This is a genomic window from Pseudomonas sp. ok266 (assembly GCF_900110195.1).
Lineage (GTDB): Bacteria > Pseudomonadota > Gammaproteobacteria > Pseudomonadales > Pseudomonadaceae > Aquipseudomonas > Aquipseudomonas neuropathica.
In genome coordinates this window covers 151,735-172,059 of the sequence record NZ_FOCU01000003.1, presented here as the reverse complement: position 1 = coordinate 172,059, position 20,325 = coordinate 151,735, and the positions used below count along the sequence as shown (strand labels likewise).

At 58.2% G+C, this 20,325-nt stretch carries 23 protein-coding genes; 18 read left to right on the top strand and 5 right to left on the bottom strand.

Annotated elements, in window-relative coordinates; translation table 11 throughout:
* The first annotated feature begins 6 nt into the window (after positions 1-6).
* Both BMY54_RS06615 and BMY54_RS06610 read left to right on the top strand, forming a co-directional pair.
* Positions 7-639, top strand: coding sequence for a glutathione S-transferase family protein (locus BMY54_RS06615; RefSeq protein ID WP_093430500.1), 633 nt, complete (start codon positions 7-9; stop codon positions 637-639).
* Positions 636-1,583 carry a Nudix family hydrolase gene (locus tag BMY54_RS06610; protein ID WP_093430499.1) on the top strand — a complete coding sequence of 316 codons (948 nt, stop codon included), beginning with the start codon at positions 636-638 and terminating at the stop codon, positions 1,581-1,583. Before BMY54_RS06615 ends, BMY54_RS06610 begins: the two co-directional genes overlap by 4 nt.
* Before the next feature lie 113 nt (positions 1,584-1,696).
* Here BMY54_RS06610 and BMY54_RS06605 read toward each other — a convergent pair whose 3' ends face one another.
* Genes BMY54_RS06605 through BMY54_RS06595 form a run of 3 tightly spaced genes read right to left on the bottom strand, consistent with a single transcriptional unit; the run spans position 1,697 to position 5,284 of the window.
* Positions 1,697-2,281 (bottom strand): cob(I)yrinic acid a,c-diamide adenosyltransferase, encoded by a 585-nt coding sequence (locus BMY54_RS06605; protein ID WP_093430498.1) that lies wholly within the window; start codon positions 2,279-2,281, stop codon positions 1,697-1,699.
* A 3-nt stretch (positions 2,282-2,284) separates the two neighbouring features.
* A complete protein-coding gene (locus tag BMY54_RS06600; protein WP_093430497.1) occupies positions 2,285-4,321 on the bottom strand; it encodes a sensor histidine kinase in 2,037 nt (678 codons plus the stop codon).
* A 45-nt stretch (positions 4,322-4,366) separates the two neighbouring features.
* The gene (locus tag BMY54_RS06595; protein WP_093430496.1) at positions 4,367-5,284 is read right to left on the bottom strand and encodes a putative 2-dehydropantoate 2-reductase; all 918 of its coding nucleotides are present in this window, start codon (positions 5,282-5,284) and stop codon (positions 4,367-4,369) included.
* Between the two features lie 140 nt (positions 5,285-5,424).
* Here BMY54_RS06595 and BMY54_RS06590 point away from each other — a divergent pair, with 140 nt between their 5' ends.
* Positions 5,425-5,910 (top strand): YajQ family cyclic di-GMP-binding protein, encoded by a 486-nt coding sequence (locus BMY54_RS06590; protein ID WP_007912755.1) that lies wholly within the window; start codon positions 5,425-5,427, stop codon positions 5,908-5,910.
* A gap of 181 nt (positions 5,911-6,091) precedes the next feature.
* Positions 6,092-6,931, top strand: coding sequence for a mechanosensitive ion channel family protein (locus tag BMY54_RS06585; RefSeq protein WP_093430495.1), 840 nt, complete (start codon positions 6,092-6,094; stop codon positions 6,929-6,931).
* A gap of 120 nt (positions 6,932-7,051) precedes the next feature.
* Here BMY54_RS06585 and BMY54_RS06580 read toward each other — a convergent pair whose 3' ends face one another.
* Positions 7,052-8,401, bottom strand: a complete 1,350-nt coding sequence (locus BMY54_RS06580) for an OprD family porin (RefSeq protein ID WP_093430494.1) — start codon at positions 8,399-8,401, stop codon at positions 7,052-7,054.
* An 891-nt stretch (positions 8,402-9,292) separates the two neighbouring features.
* Between BMY54_RS06580 and BMY54_RS06575 the strand changes: the two genes are divergently transcribed.
* Entirely contained in the window at positions 9,293-9,718 is a 426-nt protein-coding gene (locus tag BMY54_RS06575) for an HIT domain-containing protein (protein ID WP_093430702.1), read from the top strand.
* A gap of 3 nt (positions 9,719-9,721) precedes the next feature.
* Entirely contained in the window at positions 9,722-9,928 is a 207-nt protein-coding gene (locus tag BMY54_RS06570) for a SlyX family protein (protein WP_093430493.1), read from the top strand.
* A gap of 70 nt (positions 9,929-9,998) precedes the next feature.
* On the opposite strand, the gene BMY54_RS31140 is transcribed toward BMY54_RS06570, so the two are convergent.
* Complete coding sequence (locus BMY54_RS31140; protein ID WP_007912746.1) at positions 9,999-10,601, bottom strand: cold-shock protein; 603 nt, start codon at positions 10,599-10,601, stop codon at positions 9,999-10,001.
* A gap of 312 nt (positions 10,602-10,913) precedes the next feature.
* On the opposite strand from BMY54_RS31140, the gene BMY54_RS06560 reads away from it, so the two are divergent.
* From BMY54_RS06560 to tolA, 12 genes are all read left to right on the top strand, one after another.
* Complete coding sequence (locus tag BMY54_RS06560; RefSeq protein WP_038366640.1) at positions 10,914-11,384, top strand: Dps family protein; 471 nt, start codon at positions 10,914-10,916, stop codon at positions 11,382-11,384.
* Between the two features lie 184 nt (positions 11,385-11,568).
* Positions 11,569-11,907, top strand: a complete 339-nt coding sequence (locus BMY54_RS06555; RefSeq protein ID WP_093430492.1) for a ribbon-helix-helix domain-containing protein — start codon at positions 11,569-11,571, stop codon at positions 11,905-11,907.
* Positions 11,908-12,038: 131 nt separating this feature from the next.
* Positions 12,039-12,260 (top strand): FmdB family zinc ribbon protein, encoded by a 222-nt coding sequence (locus tag BMY54_RS06550; protein ID WP_093430491.1) that lies wholly within the window; start codon positions 12,039-12,041, stop codon positions 12,258-12,260.
* Between the two features lie 100 nt (positions 12,261-12,360).
* A complete protein-coding gene (gene aspS / locus BMY54_RS06545) occupies positions 12,361-14,136 on the top strand; it encodes an aspartate--tRNA ligase (RefSeq protein ID WP_093430490.1) in 1,776 nt (591 codons plus the stop codon).
* A gap of 129 nt (positions 14,137-14,265) precedes the next feature.
* Entirely contained in the window at positions 14,266-15,012 is a 747-nt protein-coding gene (locus tag BMY54_RS06540) for a YebC/PmpR family DNA-binding transcriptional regulator (RefSeq protein WP_093430489.1), read from the top strand.
* 158 nt (positions 15,013-15,170) lie between these two features.
* Complete coding sequence (gene ruvC, locus BMY54_RS06535) at positions 15,171-15,698, top strand: crossover junction endodeoxyribonuclease RuvC (protein ID WP_007962095.1); 528 nt, start codon at positions 15,171-15,173, stop codon at positions 15,696-15,698.
* A gap of 114 nt (positions 15,699-15,812) precedes the next feature.
* Positions 15,813-16,421 carry a Holliday junction branch migration protein RuvA gene (ruvA, locus tag BMY54_RS06530; RefSeq protein WP_034153418.1) on the top strand — a complete coding sequence of 203 codons (609 nt, stop codon included), beginning with the start codon at positions 15,813-15,815 and terminating at the stop codon, positions 16,419-16,421.
* The gene (gene ruvB, locus BMY54_RS06525; protein ID WP_007912736.1) at positions 16,422-17,483 is read left to right on the top strand and encodes a Holliday junction branch migration DNA helicase RuvB; all 1,062 of its coding nucleotides are present in this window, start codon (positions 16,422-16,424) and stop codon (positions 17,481-17,483) included.
* Between the two features lie 127 nt (positions 17,484-17,610).
* Positions 17,611-18,078: a tol-pal system-associated acyl-CoA thioesterase gene (ybgC, locus tag BMY54_RS06520; protein ID WP_093430488.1), complete on the top strand. Its 468-nt coding sequence runs from the start codon at positions 17,611-17,613 to the stop codon at positions 18,076-18,078.
* Positions 18,068-18,763 (top strand): protein TolQ, encoded by a 696-nt coding sequence (gene tolQ / locus BMY54_RS06515; RefSeq protein WP_008080223.1) that lies wholly within the window; start codon positions 18,068-18,070, stop codon positions 18,761-18,763. The genes ybgC and tolQ overlap by 11 nt, the downstream gene beginning before the upstream one ends.
* 23 nt (positions 18,764-18,786) lie before the next feature.
* Complete coding sequence (gene tolR / locus BMY54_RS06510) at positions 18,787-19,239, top strand: protein TolR (RefSeq protein WP_161806672.1); 453 nt, start codon at positions 18,787-18,789, stop codon at positions 19,237-19,239.
* The gene (gene tolA, locus BMY54_RS06505; protein WP_093430487.1) at positions 19,239-20,321 is read left to right on the top strand and encodes a cell envelope integrity protein TolA; all 1,083 of its coding nucleotides are present in this window, start codon (positions 19,239-19,241) and stop codon (positions 20,319-20,321) included. Before tolR ends, tolA begins: the two co-directional genes overlap by 1 nt.
* The last annotated feature ends 4 nt before the right edge of the window (positions 20,322-20,325 follow it).

Here is a 20,325-nt window from a genome sequence, read left to right as displayed (position 1 = left end):
ACACCCATGTCCCTGCACCTGATCATCGGCGACAAACTGCTTTCCTCCTGGTCCCTACGCGCCGCCCTGGCCGTTGAGCTGACCGGCGCACCCTACAGCGAAGAACTGATCAAACTCGGCAAGCCCGACACCCGCGCGCTGCTGCTCAAGCACTCGCCGACTGCCAAGGTCCCGCTGCTGCAAACCTCGCGCGGCACTATCGCTGACTCATTAGCCATCGCCGAGTACCTCGCCGAGCAGTTTCCGTCCGAGCAACTCTGGCCGACAGATATATTCGCCCGTGCCCAGGCGCGATCCGCCTGTGCCCAAATGCACAGCGGCTTTTTCGCCATGCGCAATCATATGCCGTTCAATCTCAACCATGACGCGCCGCTGAACCCGGTGCCGCCAGAAGTGAAGGTCGACATCGAACGCATGCTCGCACTGTGGGCCGAATGCCGCGCCGCCGCGACCGAGAGCGGGCCGTACCTGTTTGGTCGGGTGAGTCTGGCCGATGCCTTCTTCGCACCGATTGCGGTGCGTTTGCGCACCTATCAGGTGACGCTGCCGGCCGCCGACGAAGCCTATGTTGAAACCGTCTACCAATGGCCCGCCTTCAAGGCATGGCAGAAGGCTGGACTGGAGGAGTTGCATCCGTGAAACGCGTACACGTCGCCGCTGCGGTCATTCGTGACAACAATGGCAAAATCCTCATCGCCCGCCGCGCCGACACGCAACATCAGGGTGGTCTGTGGGAGTTTCCCGGCGGTAAAGTCGAGGCTGACGAAACAGTTGAAACCGCGCTGACTCGTGAGTTGCATGAGGAGTTGGGCATCGTCGTTGGCGCCGCTCGACCGCTGATCAAAGTGCGTCACGATTACCCGGACAAGCAGGTTTTGCTGGATGTCTGGGAAGTGTCGGACTTCAGCGGCGAACCTCACGGTGCCGAAGGCCAGCCGTTGGCCTGGGTCACTGCGAAAGAACTGGCGAACTACGAGTTTCCGGCTGCCAACCAGCCGATCGTTGCCGCCGCGCGTTTGCCTGCGGAGTACTTGATTACGCCGGAGGACCTGGAAACGCCGGCGTTGCTGCGCGGTATCCAGAAGGCGATTGCCGGCGGGATCAAACTGATCCAGCTGCGCGCACCGAACGGCTATGACCCCAAGTATCGCGATCTGGCGGTCGATGCGGCCGGGCTGTGCGCGGGCAAGGCGCAGTTGATGATCAAAGGTCCGTTCGAGTGGCTCGGCGATTTCCCGTCTGCCGGATGGCACATCACTTCTGCACAATTGCGCAAATACGCAGCGGCGGGGCGGCCGTTGCCGGCGGAGCGCTGGTTGGCGGCGTCGTGCCACAACGCTGAAGAACTGGCGCTGGCGGAACAGATGGGTGTGGACTTTGTGACCTTGTCGCCGGTGCAGCCGACACTGACCCATCCGGATGCTCAGCCGCTGGGCTGGGAGCAGGCTGGAGCGTTGATCGAAGGTTTCAGCAAGCCGGTGTTTCTGTTGGGTGGGGTTGGCCCGGCCGAGCGCGAAAAAGCCTGGGGCGTTGGTGCACAAGGCGTGGCGGGGATTCGCGCGTTCTGGCCTGATTCTCTGTAAAGGCTGCTGGCCTCTTCGCGAGCAAGCTCGCTCCCACAGTTGATCGAATTTCGTCAGTTGGAATGCAATCAAATGTGGGAGCGAGCTTGCTCGCGAAGGCGGCCTGTGAGGCGCTAGATTTCTGCAGGTTTTGCCGCCGGCTGCCAAAGAATCTCCGCAATCCCCTGCCGCCGCGCAATCAACCGTGCCGCCACAAACAACAAATCCGACAACCGATTGATATACGCCAGGCCAACCCCGGCCAATGGCTCGATCGCATTCAAATGCTGACAACGCCGCTCGGCACTCCTGGCCAGACTCCGGCACACATGAGCCTGCGCAATCAGCATCGACCCACCCGGAAGAATGAAATTCTCCAGCGGCCCCAACTCCTCATTCCACACGTCAATCGCCGTTTCCAGGCGTTCGATTTCCGCCGCATTCAGCGCCTGATACGCCGGCATGGCCAGCTCGCCACCGAGATCAAACAAGCGATGCTGACAAGGCGCCAACACCTCGATCAGTTCATTCAGTCCCGGATACGTGTCGCGTTCGGCAATCAACCCGGCCAATAACACGCCGACCTGACTGTTCAGCGTATCGACCTCGCCAATGGCCTCGACGCGTGGATGGTCCTTGGGGACGCGGCGGCCATCGCCCAGGCCGGTTTCACCTTTGTCGCCGGTACGGGTGTAGATTTTCGACAGGCGAAAGCCCATGGGTTACCTCGATAATGGATTGGTTTCGGCAGCAAGGGGCAGTGGTTGCGTCAGCGGCAGGCGCAAGGTGAAACACGTGCCCTGGCCCGGTGCTGACTGCACCTCCATCTGCCCTTTGTGATTGTTGGTGATGATGAAGTAAGACACGGACAAGCCAAGCCCGGTGCCTTGGCCGATTTCCTTGGTGGTGAAGAACGGCTCGAAGGTGCGTTTGCGCACGCTCTCGCTCATGCCGATGCCGTTATCCTCGACCTGAATTTCGGCCCACGGCGGATTAAGCCTGGTGCGCAGAATGATTCGCCCCGGCTCGCTGTCGTCTTCGCGCTGATGAATAGCCTGTGCGGCGTTTTTCAACAGGTTGAGCAGTACTTGCTCGAGTTCGTTGGCGGTGCCCGGCACCGGCCCGAGCGCCGGGTCGAACTGGCGGATGATCGCCTGGCCCTTGAAGTCGAAGCCAATGGCCAGATCGAAGTCGTTGCCGGCGATGTCCACGGCTTGATCGATCAGTGCCGGCAGATCGCACGGCGCCATTTGCCGGGTACTGCGACGGCTGAAGCTGAGCATGTGGGTGACGATTTTCGCAGCGCGAGCGCCGGCCTGTTGAATGCCATCGAGCAGTTGCGGCACTTCGCGACCTTGCAGATAGCGGTTCACCGTGTCCAGTTCAATGCCCAGTTGCTCGGCGGTTTCGAGGTTCTTCGGCAGGTCGGCGGACAGGCGTCGACGGATGTTCTGCACGTTGTGCAGGATCGCGCCCAGCGGATTGTTGATCTCGTGGGCCATGCCGGCGGCGAGGCCACCGACCGAGAGCATTTTTTCCGACTGCACCATCATTTCTTCCAGCGACAGACGCTGGGTGATGTCGTCAATGCGGATCACCACACCACGTCCAGCGCCACCCATCAGCGGGTAGAACGTCAGCGCGTAATGCTTGGGCTCCTCATCCTTGAACCACGTAACTCGCTCGATTTTTGCCACCGTGTGCTGCTCGACGGTCTGCTTGAGTTGCGGCAGAAACGGTTTGAGCGGTTCGAAGGCGAGGAAGATCGGTTGATTGAGCGCTTCGTCCAGCCGCGTACCGGAAAGGGCGCTGGCCTCCTGATTCCACTGGGTGACGTAGAGCTGCTCGTCGAGGGCGATCAGTGCCGAGGGCATCGAGTCGATGATGCTGTTGAGGTAGTTCTGGAAACCGGTGAGCTTCTTTTCGATTTTACTGCGCACCTGGACTTCCAGTTCCAGTTTGCGATTGGTGTGGCGGGTTTCTTCAGCCAGGCCCTGAGCCTGATCGTAAGCCGCTTGTGAGTCGTCGCGGGCGCGCTTGAGCTGCTGTTCGCGGGCTTCGATGCGCGAGAGCATGGTGTTGAACGCCTCGGCGAGGCTGCCGATCTCGTCATGATTGCCGCGCGAGGCGCGCAGGGCGTAGTTTTCTTCGCGGGTGACCTGGCGCGACAATTCCTCAAGCTGATGAATCGGCCGGGTGATCAGGCGTTTGATCTGCCGGGCAATCACCAGCCACAGCAGCACGCTGAAAATCAGGATACCAAGGCTCGCGGTCAGCGTGCCAGTGTAGAACGCCATCGGCAGCTCGCTGCTGGCCACCAGCAACAGATGGCCTGGCGCGGTGCCGGGGCGGGGCAGGGTGATCAACTGGTTGCTGCGAAACTCGGTCAGTTGCCACGCTTCGATGTGCCGATAGCGTTCTGGCAGGCTGAGTTTGTCGCCGCGCTGGACTTGCGCCAGTCGTTCGCCCTTGCCGTCATAAAGGGCGGCGGCGCGCAGCGGTGAGTAACTGTCGAGTTCTTTGAGCAGACGCTCGGCGCTTTGCGGTGATTGCAGCGCTTCGCTGACCAGGCTCGGGTTGGAAATCAGTCGGCCGATGGTCTGCAAGGCCTGTGGTGCCATGCTTTCCTGAGAGATGTAATAGGCGGCACTGATGAATGTCAGGTTGGCGACCAGCAATACAGTGGTCAACAGCACCAGGAGGGCGGCCAGCAGTTTCTGGCCGACCGGCAGGTTTTCGAGACGCTGGCGCAATGGCATCAGGTTTATCGCAACAAAGGAACAAGTGGCCAGCGTAGCCGCTGCTCAGTCGCTGGGCAATCCGAGGCTGTGCAGATGAGCGACCAGTCGTTGCTGCAATCGATTGAGGTGCGGCAGGTTCAACTGGTGGCGCGTGGCGACTTTGCAGGCGTGGCCCAACAGATAGCTGATTTCGGTACGGCGCCGGCTAGCGACGTCCTGATACATCGACGAGTAGTTGGCAGCCGTAGCGTGGATCACCCTTTCGACTTCCTGTTGCAGGTTGTCGGCGGCGGCGGGTTGGCCGCAACGCTCCAGTAACTCCGCGAGTTCGGCGCACAGGGTGGCGACTTCGCAATGGTGTTCCTGCAAACCCCCGTTGCGGCAATGGTGCAGCACGGTCAGCGGATTGATCGCGCAGTTGAGCGCCAGTTTGCGCCACAACCGCGTAAGGATATCGGTGCTCCATTCGTGGGGGATCTTTGCCGCGTCCAGATCGTCCAGCCAGATCGGCGCGACCGGATGGCCCGCGTCGCCCAGCCAAGTGAATCCGTGACCGGCGAACACCACACGCCAGTCGCCATCGCGAAAAGCACCCTCGGTGCTTGAAGCGCTGATGCAGCGTGCCAGCGGCACACGGTTGGCGACGGCGTCCTGACTGCCGAGGCCGTTTTGCAGGAGGATCAGTTCGGCGTCCGCAGTCAGCCGTGGGGCGAGGCGGGCGACGGCGCTTTCGGCGTCGTAGGCTTTGCAGGCCACCAGCAAACGGCGGATCGGCTCGGGGCTGTCGGGTGTTTCCCCGGGCACGGCATAGGTGCTGGCCTGACCTTGTTCGACCAGCGTCAATCCGCCCACGGCTTCATAGCTGCGCAAGCGCTCGGCGTCACGCACGATCAGCCGGACCGGCAGGCCGGCCCGCGCCAGACGCGTGGCCCACAATGTGCCGAGGCTGCCGGCGCCAAGAACGTGCCAGGGGGTGGCCATCAGTTTTTTGCTCGATTGCGTACAGGCATGTGCGGCTCGCCGTGTCGGTGGGAAAAGACCCGTTATAATGAGCCCGATTTTAACCGCAAGCCAAGCGCGCTCCATCCATATCGAGCGCGCCTTTTTATTGGAGAGATTACATGCCGTCGTTCGACGTGGTATCCGAACTGGACAAACACGAACTCACCAACGCGGTCGAGAACGCCGTGAAGGAACTCGATCGTCGTTATGACCTGAAAGGCAAAGGCAGCTTCGAGTTCAAGGAAAAGGACCTCACCGTCAGCCTGACTGCTGAAGCCGGATTCCAGCTGGAAGCAATGATCGAAATCCTCAAGCTGGCGCTGGTCAAGCGCAAGATCGACGTGCAGTGCCTTGAGGTCAAGGACGCTTACGCATCGGGCAAACTGATGAAGCAGGACGCGGTACTCAAGGAAGGCATCGACAAGGAACTGGCGAAGAAAATCGTCGGCCACATCAAGGACGCCAAACTGAAAGTGCAGGCCGCCATTCAAGGCGAGCAGGTACGCGTGACCGGCAAGAAGCGTGATGACCTGCAAGAGGCCATCGCGGCCCTGCGGGCCAAGGAATTCGGCATGCCCCTGCAGTTCAACAACTTCCGCGACTAAGCTCGGTCAGATGAACTGTGGGAGCGAGCCTGCTCGCGAAGGCGGTGTGTCAGTCAACTCATTGCTGAATGACACGGCGCCTTCGCGAGCAGGCTCGCTCCCACATTGTTTTTTGTACACCCGGCGGTTTTCTGCCGCTTATTTTTCGCGTGCCGAATGGCCGGAAATCAGGAGATAGAACATGGATTTGAATGCTGAGGTGGACAACCTGGTCAAGGCATCCCAGGCGTGGATTCCGATGATCATGGAATACGGCAGCCGCGTGCTGCTGGCAGTGATCACGCTGGCCATCGGCTGGTGGCTGATCAACAAGGTCACGCAAAAACTCGGTGGTCTGCTGGCCCTGCGTAATGCCGATCTGGCGCTGCAAGGCTTTATCAGCAGCCTGGCGAACATCATTCTCAAAGTGCTGCTGATTGTCAGCGTCGCTTCGATGATCGGCGTTGAAACTACCTCCTTCGTTGCTGCGATCGGTGCTGCCGGTCTGGCAATCGGCTTGGCGTTGCAGGGCAGTCTGGCGAACTTCGCCGGTGGCGTGCTGATTCTGCTGTTCCGTCCGTTCCGTATCGGTGACTGGATCGAAGCGCAAGGCGTATCGGGTACGGTCGACAGCATCCAGATTTTCCACACCGTGCTGCGTACTGGCGACAACAAAACCATCATCGTGCCAAACGGCAACCTGTCGAACGGCATCATTACTAACACCAACCGTCAGCCGACTCGCAAGGTCGTATTTGATGTAGGCGTTGATTACGAAGCCGATCTGCAGAAGGCCCGTCAGGTGCTGCTGGATCTGGCCAAGGATGAGCGTGTGTTGCAGGATCCTGCACCTCAGGCCGTGATTTCGACATTGGGCGACAGTTCGATCACTGTTTCCCTGCGTGTGTGGGTTAAAACTGCAGATTACTGGGACGTAATGTTCATGTTTAACGAACAGTCGCGTGATCGTTTGAAGACGGCCGGTATTGATATTCCGTTTCCACAGCGTGTGATTCGTGTGGTTCAGGAATCGGCGGTGTAATGATAGGTTGCTAATTAAATGCCTGACTTGTTGGTCAGGCATTTATTACAAGTGACAGATAACAAAAAAGGCCCATCCGAAGATGGGCCTTTTTCATTCAACCAAACTAACCACTGACGATTACAAGATGTTCAGTGGGTATTCGGTGATCAGGCGGAACTCTTTAACGTCGCCTTCTTTCTCGTCAGAGTTGGCAACGTGCCAAGCTTGACGAATGCGGAAGGACAGGTCTTTTGCCGGACCGCTTTGAACCACATATTTGGCTTCAAAGTTGGTTTCGTGGTGTTTGCCATCTTCACCGTAGAGACCGGCGTAAGCGCTACCCACTGGAGTGTGGGTACCGTCGATATCCCAACCTTTAACGTAACGAACCATGAAGCTCAGGCCAGGAACGCCGTACTCGGCCATTTTCAGGTCGTAACGGGCTTGCAGGGATTTCTCGCCTGCACCGTTAAAGTCGGAGTACTGGATGGAGTTGGCGAGGAAGATCGAGTCGCCACCACGGTTGTTCTTGCCCACACCGATGTAGTCGAACGGGGTGTCGCCGTTGACCTTCTGGAAGGCCAGGGTGAAGGTGTGTGCTTTCAGGAACGACAGTGCGGTTGCCAGCGAGAATGCGGTGTTGCTGATTTCGCCCGCTTTGGCACTGCCGGTATCGGTGGTGCGGTAGATGTTGAAGTCAGTATTCAACGAAGTGTCACCACCGAATGGAGTGGTGAGGTTCACGTTGGCGTAGTACTGGTTCCAGATGTCTTCAAGCTTGGCACCGTAGAGCGAGGCGCTCAGGTTCTCGGTGATGCCGTACTTGCCACCGAAGTAGTCGATGTTCTTGGCTTCCTGGCCTGCGTAGGTGGCGTAAAGGCCGCCATCGCGTGCGTTTTTATCTTGGCTGGAGCCGGAGTAGAAGTGGCCGGCTTCGAGGTCAAGGTCTTTCACTTCGCTGCTCTGCAACTGGAAGCCAGTGGCAGTTTGCGGAAGGATACGGGAACCGCCAACAGCGAATACCGGAGAGGTGCTAGGCTGCATGTCGCCGAATTTCAGTTCGGTTTTAGAAACGCGGAACTTAATGGAAGCGCCAGCTTTTCCCTGACTGTCGTTGACGTCGTGAGCATAGCCGTTGGCCTTGAGGGTATCGCTACGGCTCATGTTGCCAGTACCGGAAGTACCGTCACCGCCATCCAGTTTCAAAGCCAGATAGCCGTAAGCATCAATACCTACACCAACGGTACCTTGGGTATAACCGGAGGTGAAGTTACCCAGGAAACCTTGGGTCCAGTCTTTCTGGTCGTGGCCTTCGTTCTTGTTGTCGCGGTTGAAGTAGTAGTTCTTCAACGTCTCGGTGAGTTTCGCGTCTTCAACAAAACCTTTGGCTTCTGCCTGGTCACTAACAAACGGGGCGGCCGTAGCCACTTGAGTACTGGCGGCTGCAGCAACTGCCAGTGCGATCATGCTCCACTTCATCACGCGCATCGTGATTTGCTCCTTTGGTTTTAGAAGAGTACTGCCGTCCCACCTGTTTTTTTATCTGGGCGGCTCTTTCTTTTTGTGTCGGCGCAAACTTATATCACGCCGACAATGTTGGCGATACTTGCTATTCCAACCTTTCAGCTTCTTTACGACGGTGTCGCAAATGGCGTGGTGGATGTCGCAAATTCACAGTACCGACGCAGCCGGACTGACAACTTTCTCGCTGTTTATGGGCCTTTTTGCATCGGTAAAAAAGAGTCCCTGGCAAAACACTTGAATCTCCATCGGGCAACCCTGCCACTGTTTTTATGGGGCTTAAGGCATCCACTTCCGGTGGTGCGCTTATAGTCCATATGGGTACGAATGCAACAAGCGTGCACAAACCGCAATTTCGTTGCGGTTATTTTTCTGAACACCCGCCTGCGCTTGTGAAAACCTTGTGAAAGCTGGGCTTCAAGCCTGATTTTTTCTGTGCTTGACGCCATTCCTCCTATGGTGTTGCCACACCGAGAAACGCGCGTGACAACCAAAAACGTTACCGGTTCACCCCGCCAGTGAGTATTTGGCGGATGCCCGACGCAGTGAGCGTAGACGCACTGTGCGGTTTTGGTGCAAAAAAATTTACAGCTGTTCTGAATTCATACAGCTTGAAGGGGCATGACGCTGCACGTCTCTGCTGATTCTGGTCATTTTTTTGCGCTGAACGTCGATGTTGGTTCCGTGCTGGTGCGTCGCGCTCGCAAATGTCACATCTCGGGGCGTTGGCAGAGCTGCGGGGTTCAGCGTCGTCGTGAAGGCTGGCGCATTCGCAGGTATGCTGCCGTCCTGTCGCTTGGTGCGCTGTCCATCGGGATGGCCGCTAAGCTGAATAATGATCAGCCGGGAGTGCGCGCAGTGTTTGCTTTAGATTCACGACTTCAACAGGACACGCTGACGATCGGTGATTTCCCTCTCTGCCGACTGCTGTTGTCCAATGATGCCAATTACCCTTGGTTCATTCTGGTGCCTCGTCGGGACGATATCAGTGAGTTGTTTCAGTTGGATGTCGCCGATCAACAGCAGTTTTGGCAGGAAACCACCGCGCTGGCTGAGCTGCTTAAGGATCTGTTCGATGCCGACAAAATGAACGTCGCGACCTTGGGTAACGTTGTCAGTCAGATGCATATGCATGTGATTGTGCGCAAACGTGACGACGCAGCCTGGCCCGCGCCGGTCTGGGGCAAACACCCGGCCAAGCCTTACAGTACCGAGCAGGTCGCTGCCATTCGCGAACGGTTGCGACTGGTGTTGACCGAGCATTTCAGCTTTGTGGAGGACTGAGTCATGAATCTGGAAGAACGTGTTACCGATCTGGAAAGTCGTCTGGCGTTTCAGGATGACACCATTCAGTCGTTGAACGACGTGCTGGTGGCGCAGCAGCGCGTGGTCGAGCGCCTGCAATTGCAGATGGCGGCGCTGCTCAAGCGTCAGGAAGAGATGGTCGGCCAGTTCGAGTCCTTCGAGGATGAGGCGCCACCGCCACATTACTGAGGCAGGCACTTTTCATCAGGCGTAAAAAAACCGCGAACAGCACGCTGCTCGCGGTTTTTTTATGCCTGGATCAGCGTCGCGGCAGCGCGGCGATCACGTCCTCGGCTTGCAGGCCTTTGTCCCGGTTCATTACCGAGAACTCCACGCGCTGGCCTTCGACCAGGACGCGGTGACCTTCGCCACGGATCGCGCGAAAGTGCACGAAGATATCATCGCCGGAATCGCGGGAGATAAAGCCGAAGCCTTTGGAGGTGTTGAACCACTTTACGGTACCGGTATCACGATTGGTCATGTCATAGCTGGTTGGAGCAGCAGCCGGTGAAGAACGATAGAAGCTGACGGCCAAGTGCAGGACCACGGCAACCAGCGCGATCACCAGAGTGAACAGCACGGCTGGCTGACCGGCGATGACGGGCATCGGGGCGATCAGGGTCAAGGTTTGCAGGACGACGGTCAGTACCAGCAGCGCGCTGACCAGGTTTTGCAGATGCTGACGAGGGCCTTTGTTCCAGAAAGGAATCACTGGAGCAATCACCAGGTTCAGCAGGCCGAAAAAGGCCAGGTAAAGTGCATCGGGTTGTTGCAGGTAGGGAACGGCTTCGGATTTCAAGCTGGGTATGAACGACAGCAGCAGTGCCGCTGCGCCCATTAGCAGGTGGACGATTTTCAACATTTTGATTGGCTCACGTTTATGACGGCTCACAAGGAAGAGCTGAAGGCGCACGGTTCGCTTCGGAACAAAATAAGAGGCGGTGGACACGTTCACGGCATCAGCCTATGCGCAACGCCCCGAAAAATTGGGGCATGGCGACACACTGCCTATTTAACAGCAAAGCCTGCGGCTACTCAAATCAGCCCGGCCAGCGGCATGCGTCGGTCGATTTGTCGCAGCACCTGCACCCGATCCGGGCTGCGGGGTGTCGGCAGGCTTGCTAGAGTGGGTCTGCACCTGTTGGATGAATTCAATCGCCGTTAGGGGGTAAACATGGCAATCGATATCGGTATCAGTGAAGAAGATCGCAAATCCATCGTCGAAGGCTTGTCGCGTCTGCTGTCGGACACCTACGTGCTGTATCTGAAAACCCACAACTTCCACTGGAACGTCACCGGCCCGATGTTTCGTACGCTGCATTTGATGTTCGAAGAGCAATACAACGAGCTGGCGCTGGCCGTGGACTCGATCGCCGAGCGTATTCGCGCATTGGGCTTTCCGGCGCCGGGCGCCTATGCCACGTACGCGCGCCTTTCTTCTATCAAGGAAGAGGTGGGCGTGCCGAGTGCCGAAGACATGATCAAACAGTTGGTCGATGGTCAGGAAGCCGTGACCCGCACGGCACGTGGCATCTTCCCACTGCTCGACAAGGTCAGCGATGAACCGACCGCAGACCTGCTGACCCAGCGCATGCAGGTTCACGAAAAAACGGCGTGGATGCTGCGCTCGCTGCTGGAAGCGTAATCCCCCGAGCGCGCGGGCCCGCCAGCGGTGCTCGTGCGCTGTCCGCAATCCTACCTGTGTCGTTGGCTTATCCTACGGAGTCGGTCAATAAGTCGTCTGGCTATAACTTTGTGTCTGCGCTTTTATGAAAGCCACAGGATGTGACTTTTCAAACAGGCAGAGATGGCAAAGGAGTGTCACCGATATGGCAGAGGGAGACAGGCGAGGCGACAGGATTGTCGGCTTGCCCCATGAGTTGAAAGTTGATCCGTTCGTCAGCGAGTTCGACATGGCACTGGTTCAGCCATCGTCACGATCCGTGCGTCTGAACGGTTATGCGACCTGTCTGCGGCTGGAGCGGGTCTACTGGAACATCCTCGGCAATATGGCCGCAGATAACTGCTGTTCGATCAGCTCGTTGTTGTCCCACGTTGACCGCGAAGTGCATCTGCGTCACGGCGGGGTGAGAAATTTCAGCGCGCTGGTGCGGGTGGTGTGCGTCATGAACGGCGTCAAGCAGGCAGCAACTGCCGAATCGCTCTGAAACGGCGGTTGCAAACGAGGTCTCGGCCTGTGCAGTCTTACGGCTGCACAGGCCGCATTTAATCGATATAATCCCGCTCTTTCGCCGCAAAGCCCTGCGCGCGGTGGCAATCTGATCGCCGAGACACCCCCATGCCGATGTACGATTACCAATGTGCTTCCTGTGGTCATCAGTTGGAAGCCATTCAAAAGATCAGCGATGCACCGCTGGTCGACTGCCCTGCCTGCCAGGCGCCAGAGCTCAAGAAACAGCTGTCCATGCCAGGCTTTCGCCTCAGCGGCAGCGGTTGGTACGAAACCGATTTCAAGACCGGGACCAAGAAGAATCTGGCCGGTGGCGACAAATCTGACTAGGGTTCAACCCCAGGTTGAACGACACGCGTGAGTTTCCGCATTGCTTTGAAAGCAACGGGATCTCCACCGAATATCGAATGACGAGAAGCGAACCATTATCATGATGCGCAGCCACTATTGCGGCCAACTGAACGAAAGCCTGGAAGGCCAGGAAATTACCCTTTGCGGATGGGTTCACCGTCGCCGCGACCACGGCGGGGTGATTTTCCTCGATATCCGTGATCGTGACGGTCTGGCCCAAGTGGTATTCGATCCGGATCGCGCCGAGAGCTTCGCCGCTGCCGATCGCGTGCGCAGCGAGTACGTCGTGAAGATCACCGGTAAGGTGCGTCTGCGTCCGGCCGGTGCGACCAACGCCAACATGGCGTCGGGCATGATCGAAGTGCTGGGTTATGAACTGGAAGTGCTGAACGAGTCGGAAACTCCGCCGTTCCCGCTGAACGAGTTCTCCGACGTTGGTGAAGAAACCCGTCTGCGTTATCGTTTCCTCGACCTGCGTCGTCCGGAAATGGCCGAGAAGCTGCGTCTGCGCTCGCGCATGACCACCAGCATCCGTCGCTTCCTCGACGAGAACGGCTTCCTCGACGTTGAAACGCCTATCCTGACCCGTGCCACCCCTGAAGGTGCGCGTGACTATCTGGTGCCAAGCCGTACCCACGCCGGTTCGTTCTTCGCCCTGCCGCAATCGCCACAGCTGTTCAAGCAACTGCTGATGGTTGCCGGTTTCGACCGTTATTACCAGATCGCCAAGTGCTTCCGCGACGAAGACCTGCGTGCTGACCGTCAGCCTGAATTCACCCAGATCGACATCGAGACCAGCTTCCTCGATGAAAAAGAGATCATGGGCCTGACCGAAGAAATGATCCGCAACCTGTTCAAGGAAGTGCTGGGTCTGGAATTCGGCGATTTCCCGCACATGACTTTCGAAGAAGCCATGCGCCGCTACGGTTCCGACAAGCCAGACCTGCGTAACCCGCTGGAACTGGTCGACGTTGCCGATCAACTGAAAGAAGTTGAATTCAAGGTGTTCAGCGGCCCGGCCAACGATCCGAAATGCCGTATCGCCGCACTGCGCGTTCCAGGCGGGGCGAGCATGCCACGCAAGCAGATCGACGATTACACCAAGTTCGTCGGCATCTACGGTGCCAAGGGCCTGGCGTACATCAAGGTCAACGAGCGCGCTGCCGGTGTTGACGGTCTGCAATCGCCGATCGTGAAAAACATCCCTGAAGACAAGCTCAACGTGATCCTCGATCGCGTTGGCGCAGTCGATGGCGACATCGTGTTCTTCGGCGCTGACAAGGCCAAGATCGTCAGCGAAGCCTTGGGCGCACTGCGCATCAAGCTCGGTCACGACCTCAAGCTGCTGACCTGCGAGTGGGCGCCAATGTGGGTCGTCGACTTCCCGATGTTCGAAGAAAACGACGACGGCAGCTTCTCCGCGTTGCACCACCCGTTCACCGCGCCGAAGTGCTCTCCTGAAGAACTGGAAGCCAATCCGGCTGGCGCTCTGTCCCGCGCCTACGACATGGTGCTGAACGGCACCGAGCTGGGTGGCGGTTCGATCCGTATCCACCGCAAGGAAATGCAGCAGGCGGTGTTCCGTCTGCTGGGTATCAATGAAGCGGAACAGGAAGAGAAGTTCGGCTTCCTGCTCGACGCGCTGAAGTACGGTGCTCCGCCGCACGGTGGTCTGGCCTTCGGTCTGGACCGTCTGGTGATGCTGATGACCGGCGCCCAGTCGATCCGTGAAGTGATCGCCTTCCCGAAAACCCAGAGTGCTGCCGACGTCATGACGCAAGCGCCGGGTGTGGTGGATGCCAAGGCACTGCGCGAGCTGCACATTCGTTTGCGCGAAACGCCAAAGGCTGAGTAAGACGGGCCTGAAGGCGCATCTTCGGATGCGCCTTTTTTCTTTCTATAGAGAGCAGGTCGAGATTTTTTTGTTTGCTGGCCGCTGCATGAGCAGGGCGGGCAACGTTTCAAAGAGAATTCGGAGCGAGTTATGGCAGGTCATTCCAAGTGGGCGAACATCAAGCACCGCAAAGAACGTCAGGATGCCAAGAGAGGCAAGATCTTCACCAAGTGGATCCGCGAACTGACCGTTGCGGCCCGTCAGGGCGGCGGTGATCCGGGTTCCAACCCGCGTCTGCGTCTGGCCCTGGACAAGGCGCTGAGCGCGAACATGAGCCGCGACATCATCGACCGTGCCGTGGCGCGCGGCGCTGGTGCCACCGAAGCGGATAACGTTGAAGAGCTGACCTACGAAGGTTACGGCCCGGGCGGCGTGGCGGTGATGGTCGAGTGCATGACCGACAACCGCAACCGTACCGCCGCAGCTGTGCGCCATGCGTTCAGCAAGTGCGGGGGTAACCTCGGCACCGACGGTTCGGTAGCTTACTTGTTCGAGCGCAAAGGCCAGATCAGCTTCGCGCCGGGCGTTGATGAGGACGCACTGACCGAAGCGGCGCTGGAAGCCGATGCCGATGACGTGGTTAGCCACGAAGACGGCTCGATCGATGTGTTCACCTCGTTCACCAGTTTCTATGCCGTGCGTAATGCGCTCGAAGCTGCGGGTTTCAAGGGCGATGATGCGGAAATCGTCATGCAGCCAACCACCAGTGCCGAACTGGATCTGGAAGGTGCGGAGAGGGTGCTGAAGCTGATCGACATGCTTGAGGATCTGGATGACGTGCAGAACGTTTATTCCAACGCGGATATTCCGGAAGACGTGGCCGCTCAGCTCGGTTAAGAGCGGCTACGATTCAATGTGGGAGCGAGCCTGCTCGCGAAGGCGGATTTTCAGGCAACATCGTTGCTGATGATGAAACCGCTTTCGCGAGCAGGCTCGCTCCCACATTTGTTATGGGTTGATTTGAAAATCGTGCTTTTACCGAATCTGCAGGCGTTATGACTTTAATTCTTGGTATCGACCCCGGTTCGCGCATCACCGGTTACGGAATAGTTCGTGATACCGGACGTGGCGGCTGTATCTATGTGGCATCCGGCTGCATCCGCACTGGTGCGGGCGAGCTGCACGAACGCCTGCAAATCGTCTATCGCGGCGTGCGCGAGATCATCCAGACCTACGGACCGGTGACCATGGGCATCGAAAAGGTGTTTATGGCGAAAAACGCCGACTCGGCGCTGAAGCTGGGGCAGGCGCGCGGTGCAGCGATCGTCGCCGGTGCGGAAGAGTGCCTGGAGATCGCCGAATATACGGCCACGCAGGTCAAGCAAGCCGTGGTCGGCACTGGCGCCGCCAATAAAGAACAAGTGCAGATGATGGTCATGCACATGCTCAAACTCACCAGCAAGCCGCAAATCGATGCCTCTGACGCTCTGGCCATTGCCATTTGCCACGCGCACACACGTTCCAGTCTGCTGCCGCACGGTCTGGGAACGGCACGCAGTCGTGGCGGGCGCCTGCGTCTCTGATAGCATCAGCATCAATTTTCCTGAAAGCCGGTTTTTGCGCCTGGGTCGTCGGCCCGAAATCCGCCTTTCGACAGTCGCCAGCCCACGGCTGGCCAACGCTCAAGGATCTGAAACGTGATTGGACGCTTGCGCGGCACCCTGGCTGAAAAACAGCCGCCGCACCTGATTCTGGATGTAAACGGCCTCGGGTATGAGCTGGAAGTGCCCATGACCACCCTTTACCGCCTGCCGTCGGTCGGTGAACCGCTGACCTTGCACACGCATTTGGTCGTACGCGAAGACGCGCAATTACTCTATGGTTTTGCCGGCAAGCGTGAGCGAGACTTTTTTCGCGAGTTGATCCGTCTCAATGGTGTCGGGCCAAAATTGGCCCTGGCCTTGATGTCGAGTCTGGAAGTCGACGAGTTGATCCGCTGCGTGCAGTCTCAGGACACCTCGGCGTTGACCAAGGTGCCGGGTGTCGGCAAGAAAACCGCTGAGCGTCTGCTGGTCGAACTCAAGGATCGCTTCAAGGCCTGGGAAACTACGCCGGCCATGTTCGCGCTGGTACCGAACCAGCCGGATGGCCCGGCGCCGGTCAACACCGCCGAGAACGATGCGGTCAGCGCGCTGATTTCTCTGGGCTACAAGCCGCAGGAAGCGAGCAAGGCGATTACCGCCATCAAGGACAAGAATTTGAGCAGTGAAGACCTGATCCGCCGCGCCCTGAAGGGAATGATTTAAGTGATTGAAGCTGATCGTCTGATCACCGCCGCGCACAGCCCGCGCGAGCGCGAAGAAGTCCAGGACCGCGCCATTCGCCCGGTCAGCCTGGCCGACTACATCGGCCAGCCGACCGTGCGCGAGCAGATGGAGCTGTTCATCCAGGCCGCCCGTGGCCGAAGCGAATCCCTCGACCACACGCTGATCTTCGGCCCGCCGGGTCTGGGTAAAACCACACTGGCCAACATCATCGCTCAGGAAATGGGCGTATCGATCAAGAGCACTTCCGGGCCGGTGCTTGAGCGTCCGGGTGATCTGGCGGCGTTGCTGACCAATCTTGAGCCGCACGATGTGTTGTTCATCGACGAAATCCATCGTCTGTCGCCGATCGTTGAAGAAGTGCTGTACCCGGCGATGGAGGATTTCCAGCTCGACATCATGATTGGCGAAGGGCCGGCAGCGCGTTCGATCAAGCTCGATCTGCCGCCATTCACCCTGGTCGGCGCGACGACTCGCGCCGGCATGCTGACTAACCCGTTGCGTGACCGCTTCGGTATCGTCCAGCGTCTGGAGTTCTACAGCACGGCTGATCTGGCGACGATTGTCAGCCGTTCCGCGGCCATCCTCGGTCTGCCGCTGGATCCGGAAGGCTCGTTCGAAATCGCGCGCCGCGCCCGGGGCACGCCGCGGATCGCCAACCGTCTACTGCGCCGTGTGCGCGACTTCGCTGAAGTGCGCGCCAAGGGCCATATCACCAAAGCGGTGGCGGACCTGGCTTTGAACCTGCTGGATGTCGACGAACACGGTTTCGATCATCAGGATCGCCGCCTGCTATTGACCATGATCGAGAAGTTCGATGGCGGCCCCGTCGGTATCGACAGCCTCGCCGCTGCAATCAGCGAGGAACGCCACACGATTGAAGATGTGCTGGAGCCGTATCTGATCCAGCAGGGTTACATCATGCGCACTCCACGGGGCAGGGTGGTGACGCGCCATGCGTACCTGCACTTTGGTTTAAACATCCCGTCACGAATGGGTGAAATGCCCGTGGCAGACGAGTTTCTCGATGCCGTGGACGATTGAGACACATTTTTTGTCGATTTATTCAGGGTTTGTACGGTCATAGGACGGTACTTTTGCGGTAAAGCCCTGAAACCATGAAAAACAGTTGCCTGGCCGGATTGGCAACCTGAGGAGTAAGCACTAGAGTATGCGCGCGCAAAACGGGCTTGAGTCGTTCGCACATCGTTGTCGCGTTTATTACGAGGACACCGATGCGGGCGGCATCGTGTATTACGTTAATTACCTCAAGTTTATGGAACGGGCTCGAACCGAGCGGCTTCGCGAGCTGGGCTTTGCCCAATCGCAGCTGGCAGGGGAGGACCTGTTGTTTGTCGTGCACTCCAGCGAAGCGCGTTACCACGCGCCGGCGCGACTGGACGACGAACTGCTGGTAAGCGCTGAAGTAATCGAATTGAACCGTGCCAGCCTGCGCTTCAAACAGCAGGTCAGGCGGGCAACGGATAATGTGCTGCTCTGTGAAGGGCAGTTTCTGGTGGCCTGTGTGCGCACTAACAGTTTGAAACCCCGGGCCCTTCCCGAAGACTTGCGTGCGGCCTTCGCCGACGCGGTCGGCCCGGGTACACACTCAAAGCAGGAGATAAAGCGTGGAAGCTAACGTCGTCGACCATTCCTCCATGTGGAGCCTGGTCAGCAATGCCAGCATCGTGGTGCAGTTGGTAATGTTGACCCTGGTGGCCGCATCGGTGACCTCATGGATCATGATCTTTCAGCGCAGCAATCTGCTGCGTGCCGGTCGACGTGCCCTGGAGAGCTTCGAAGAGCGCTTCTGGTCGGGTATCGACCTGTCCAAGCTGTACCGTCAGGCGGGCAGCAACCCGGATCCGGATTCTGGCGTGGAGCAGATCTTCCGTGCCGGCTTCAAGGAGTTCTCCCGTCTGCGTCAGCAGCCAGGTGTCGACCCTGAAGCGGTCATGGAAGGTGTGGCCCGTGCCATGCGCGTCGCCATTTCCCGCGAAGAAGAGAAACTCGAGCAGAGCCTGCCATTCCTCGCCACCGTCGGTTCGGTCAGCCCGTACATCGGTCTGTTCGGTACGGTGTGGGGCATCATGAACTCCTTCCGCGGGCTGGCCAGCGCCCAGCAAGCAACCCTGGCCACTGTGGCCCCGGGTATCGCCGAAGCCCTGATCGCCACCGCGATCGGTCTGTTCGCCGCGATCCCTGCGGTTATCGCTTACAACCGTTTCGCCGCTCGCAGCGAAACCTTGCTGGGCCGTTACTACACCTTCGCCGATGAATTCCAGGCGATCCTGCACCGCAAAGTGCACACCAGCGAAGAATAAGCAGGTAATTTCCAATGGCTTTAATCGCTCGAGCTCGCAAAAAGCGCAAGCCGGTTGCCGAGATGAACGTGGTGCCTTACATCGACGTGATGTTGGTGCTGCTGGTTATCTTCATGGTGACCGCGCCGATGCTCAATCAGGGCGTGAAAGTTGATCTGCCCAAGGTTTCCAGCGAAGCCTTGCCGCAGGACAACAACACTCAGGTCCTGACCATTTCGATCAAGGCTGACAAGACCTACTACTGGAACCTTGGCAGCGAAGTCGATACCGAGAAGCAACAGGACAGGGCCATGACTCTGCCTCAAATGACCGACGCGGTGACCAAGATCATTCGTGCCGGCACTGAAGGCGGCAAGCGTACCCAGGTCTTCATCCGCGGTGACAAGACCGTCGACTACGGTTCCGTCATGGGCGCCATGGGCGGGTTGCAGAAAGCCGGGGTCGGTAATGTTGGTTTGATTACCGAGGCCCCCTGATGCAGCAACAGCGAGAGCCGTCCGCCTCGGAAAGCTACTTCTGGCCTAGTGTTCTGGCAATTGTCCTGCACGTGCTGGTGTTCGGCATGCTGTTCGTCAGTTTTGCCTTTACACCAGAGCTGCCGCCGGCCAAACCGATTGTCCAGGCGACCCTCTACCAGCTGAAATCGAAAAGTCAGGCAACCACCCAGACCAATCAGAAGATTGCGGGTGAGGCGAAGAAATCCGCCGCGCGCCAGACCGAAGTCGAGCAGATGGAGCAGAAGAAGGTCGAGCAGGAAGAGATCAAGGCCGCTGCGGAACAAAAGAAAGAAGAAGCGGCTCAAAAAGCCGAGGAAGCCAAGAAGGCCGACGAGTCGAAGAAAGCAGACGAGGCGAAAAAGGCTGACGAAGCCAAAAAAGCCGACGAAGCCAAGAAGACCGCCGAAGCCAAGAAGGCTGAAGAGAAAAAATTGGCTGATATAGCCAAGAAGAAATCTGAAGAAGAAGCGAAAAAGGCTGCTGAAGAAGAGGCCAAGAAAGCCGCTGCTGAAGAAGCCAAGAAGAAGATCGTCGAAGACGCGAAGAAGAAAGCCGCCGAAGACGCCAAGAAGAAAGCTGAAGCTGAAGAGGCGAAGAAGAAAATCGCCGACGAAGCGAAGAAGAAAGCTGCTGCCGATGCTGCGAAGAAGAAAGCGCAGGATGCGGCACGTAAATCGACTGAAGACAAAAAGGCTCAGGCCTTGGCCGATTTGCTTTCCGATACGCCGCAGCGCCAGCAGGCCTTGGCCGATGAGCAGGGTGACGAAGTCGCGGGCAGTTTCGATGACCTGATTCGTGCGCGAGCGGCAGAAGGTTGGGCCCGTCCACCTTCGGCACGCAAAGGCATGACAGTTGTACTGCAGATCGGCATGTTGCCGGACGGTACGGTGACTTCGGTCAGCGTGGCCAAGTCCAGTGGCGATGGTCCGTTCGATGCGTCGGCAGTCGCGGCAGTGAAGAATATTGGACGTTTGACAGAAATGCAGGGAATGAAGCCGAGCGATTTCGCTCCGTATCGTTCATTCAAGATGACATTCACACCTGAGGATCTAGCCTTGTGAGAAA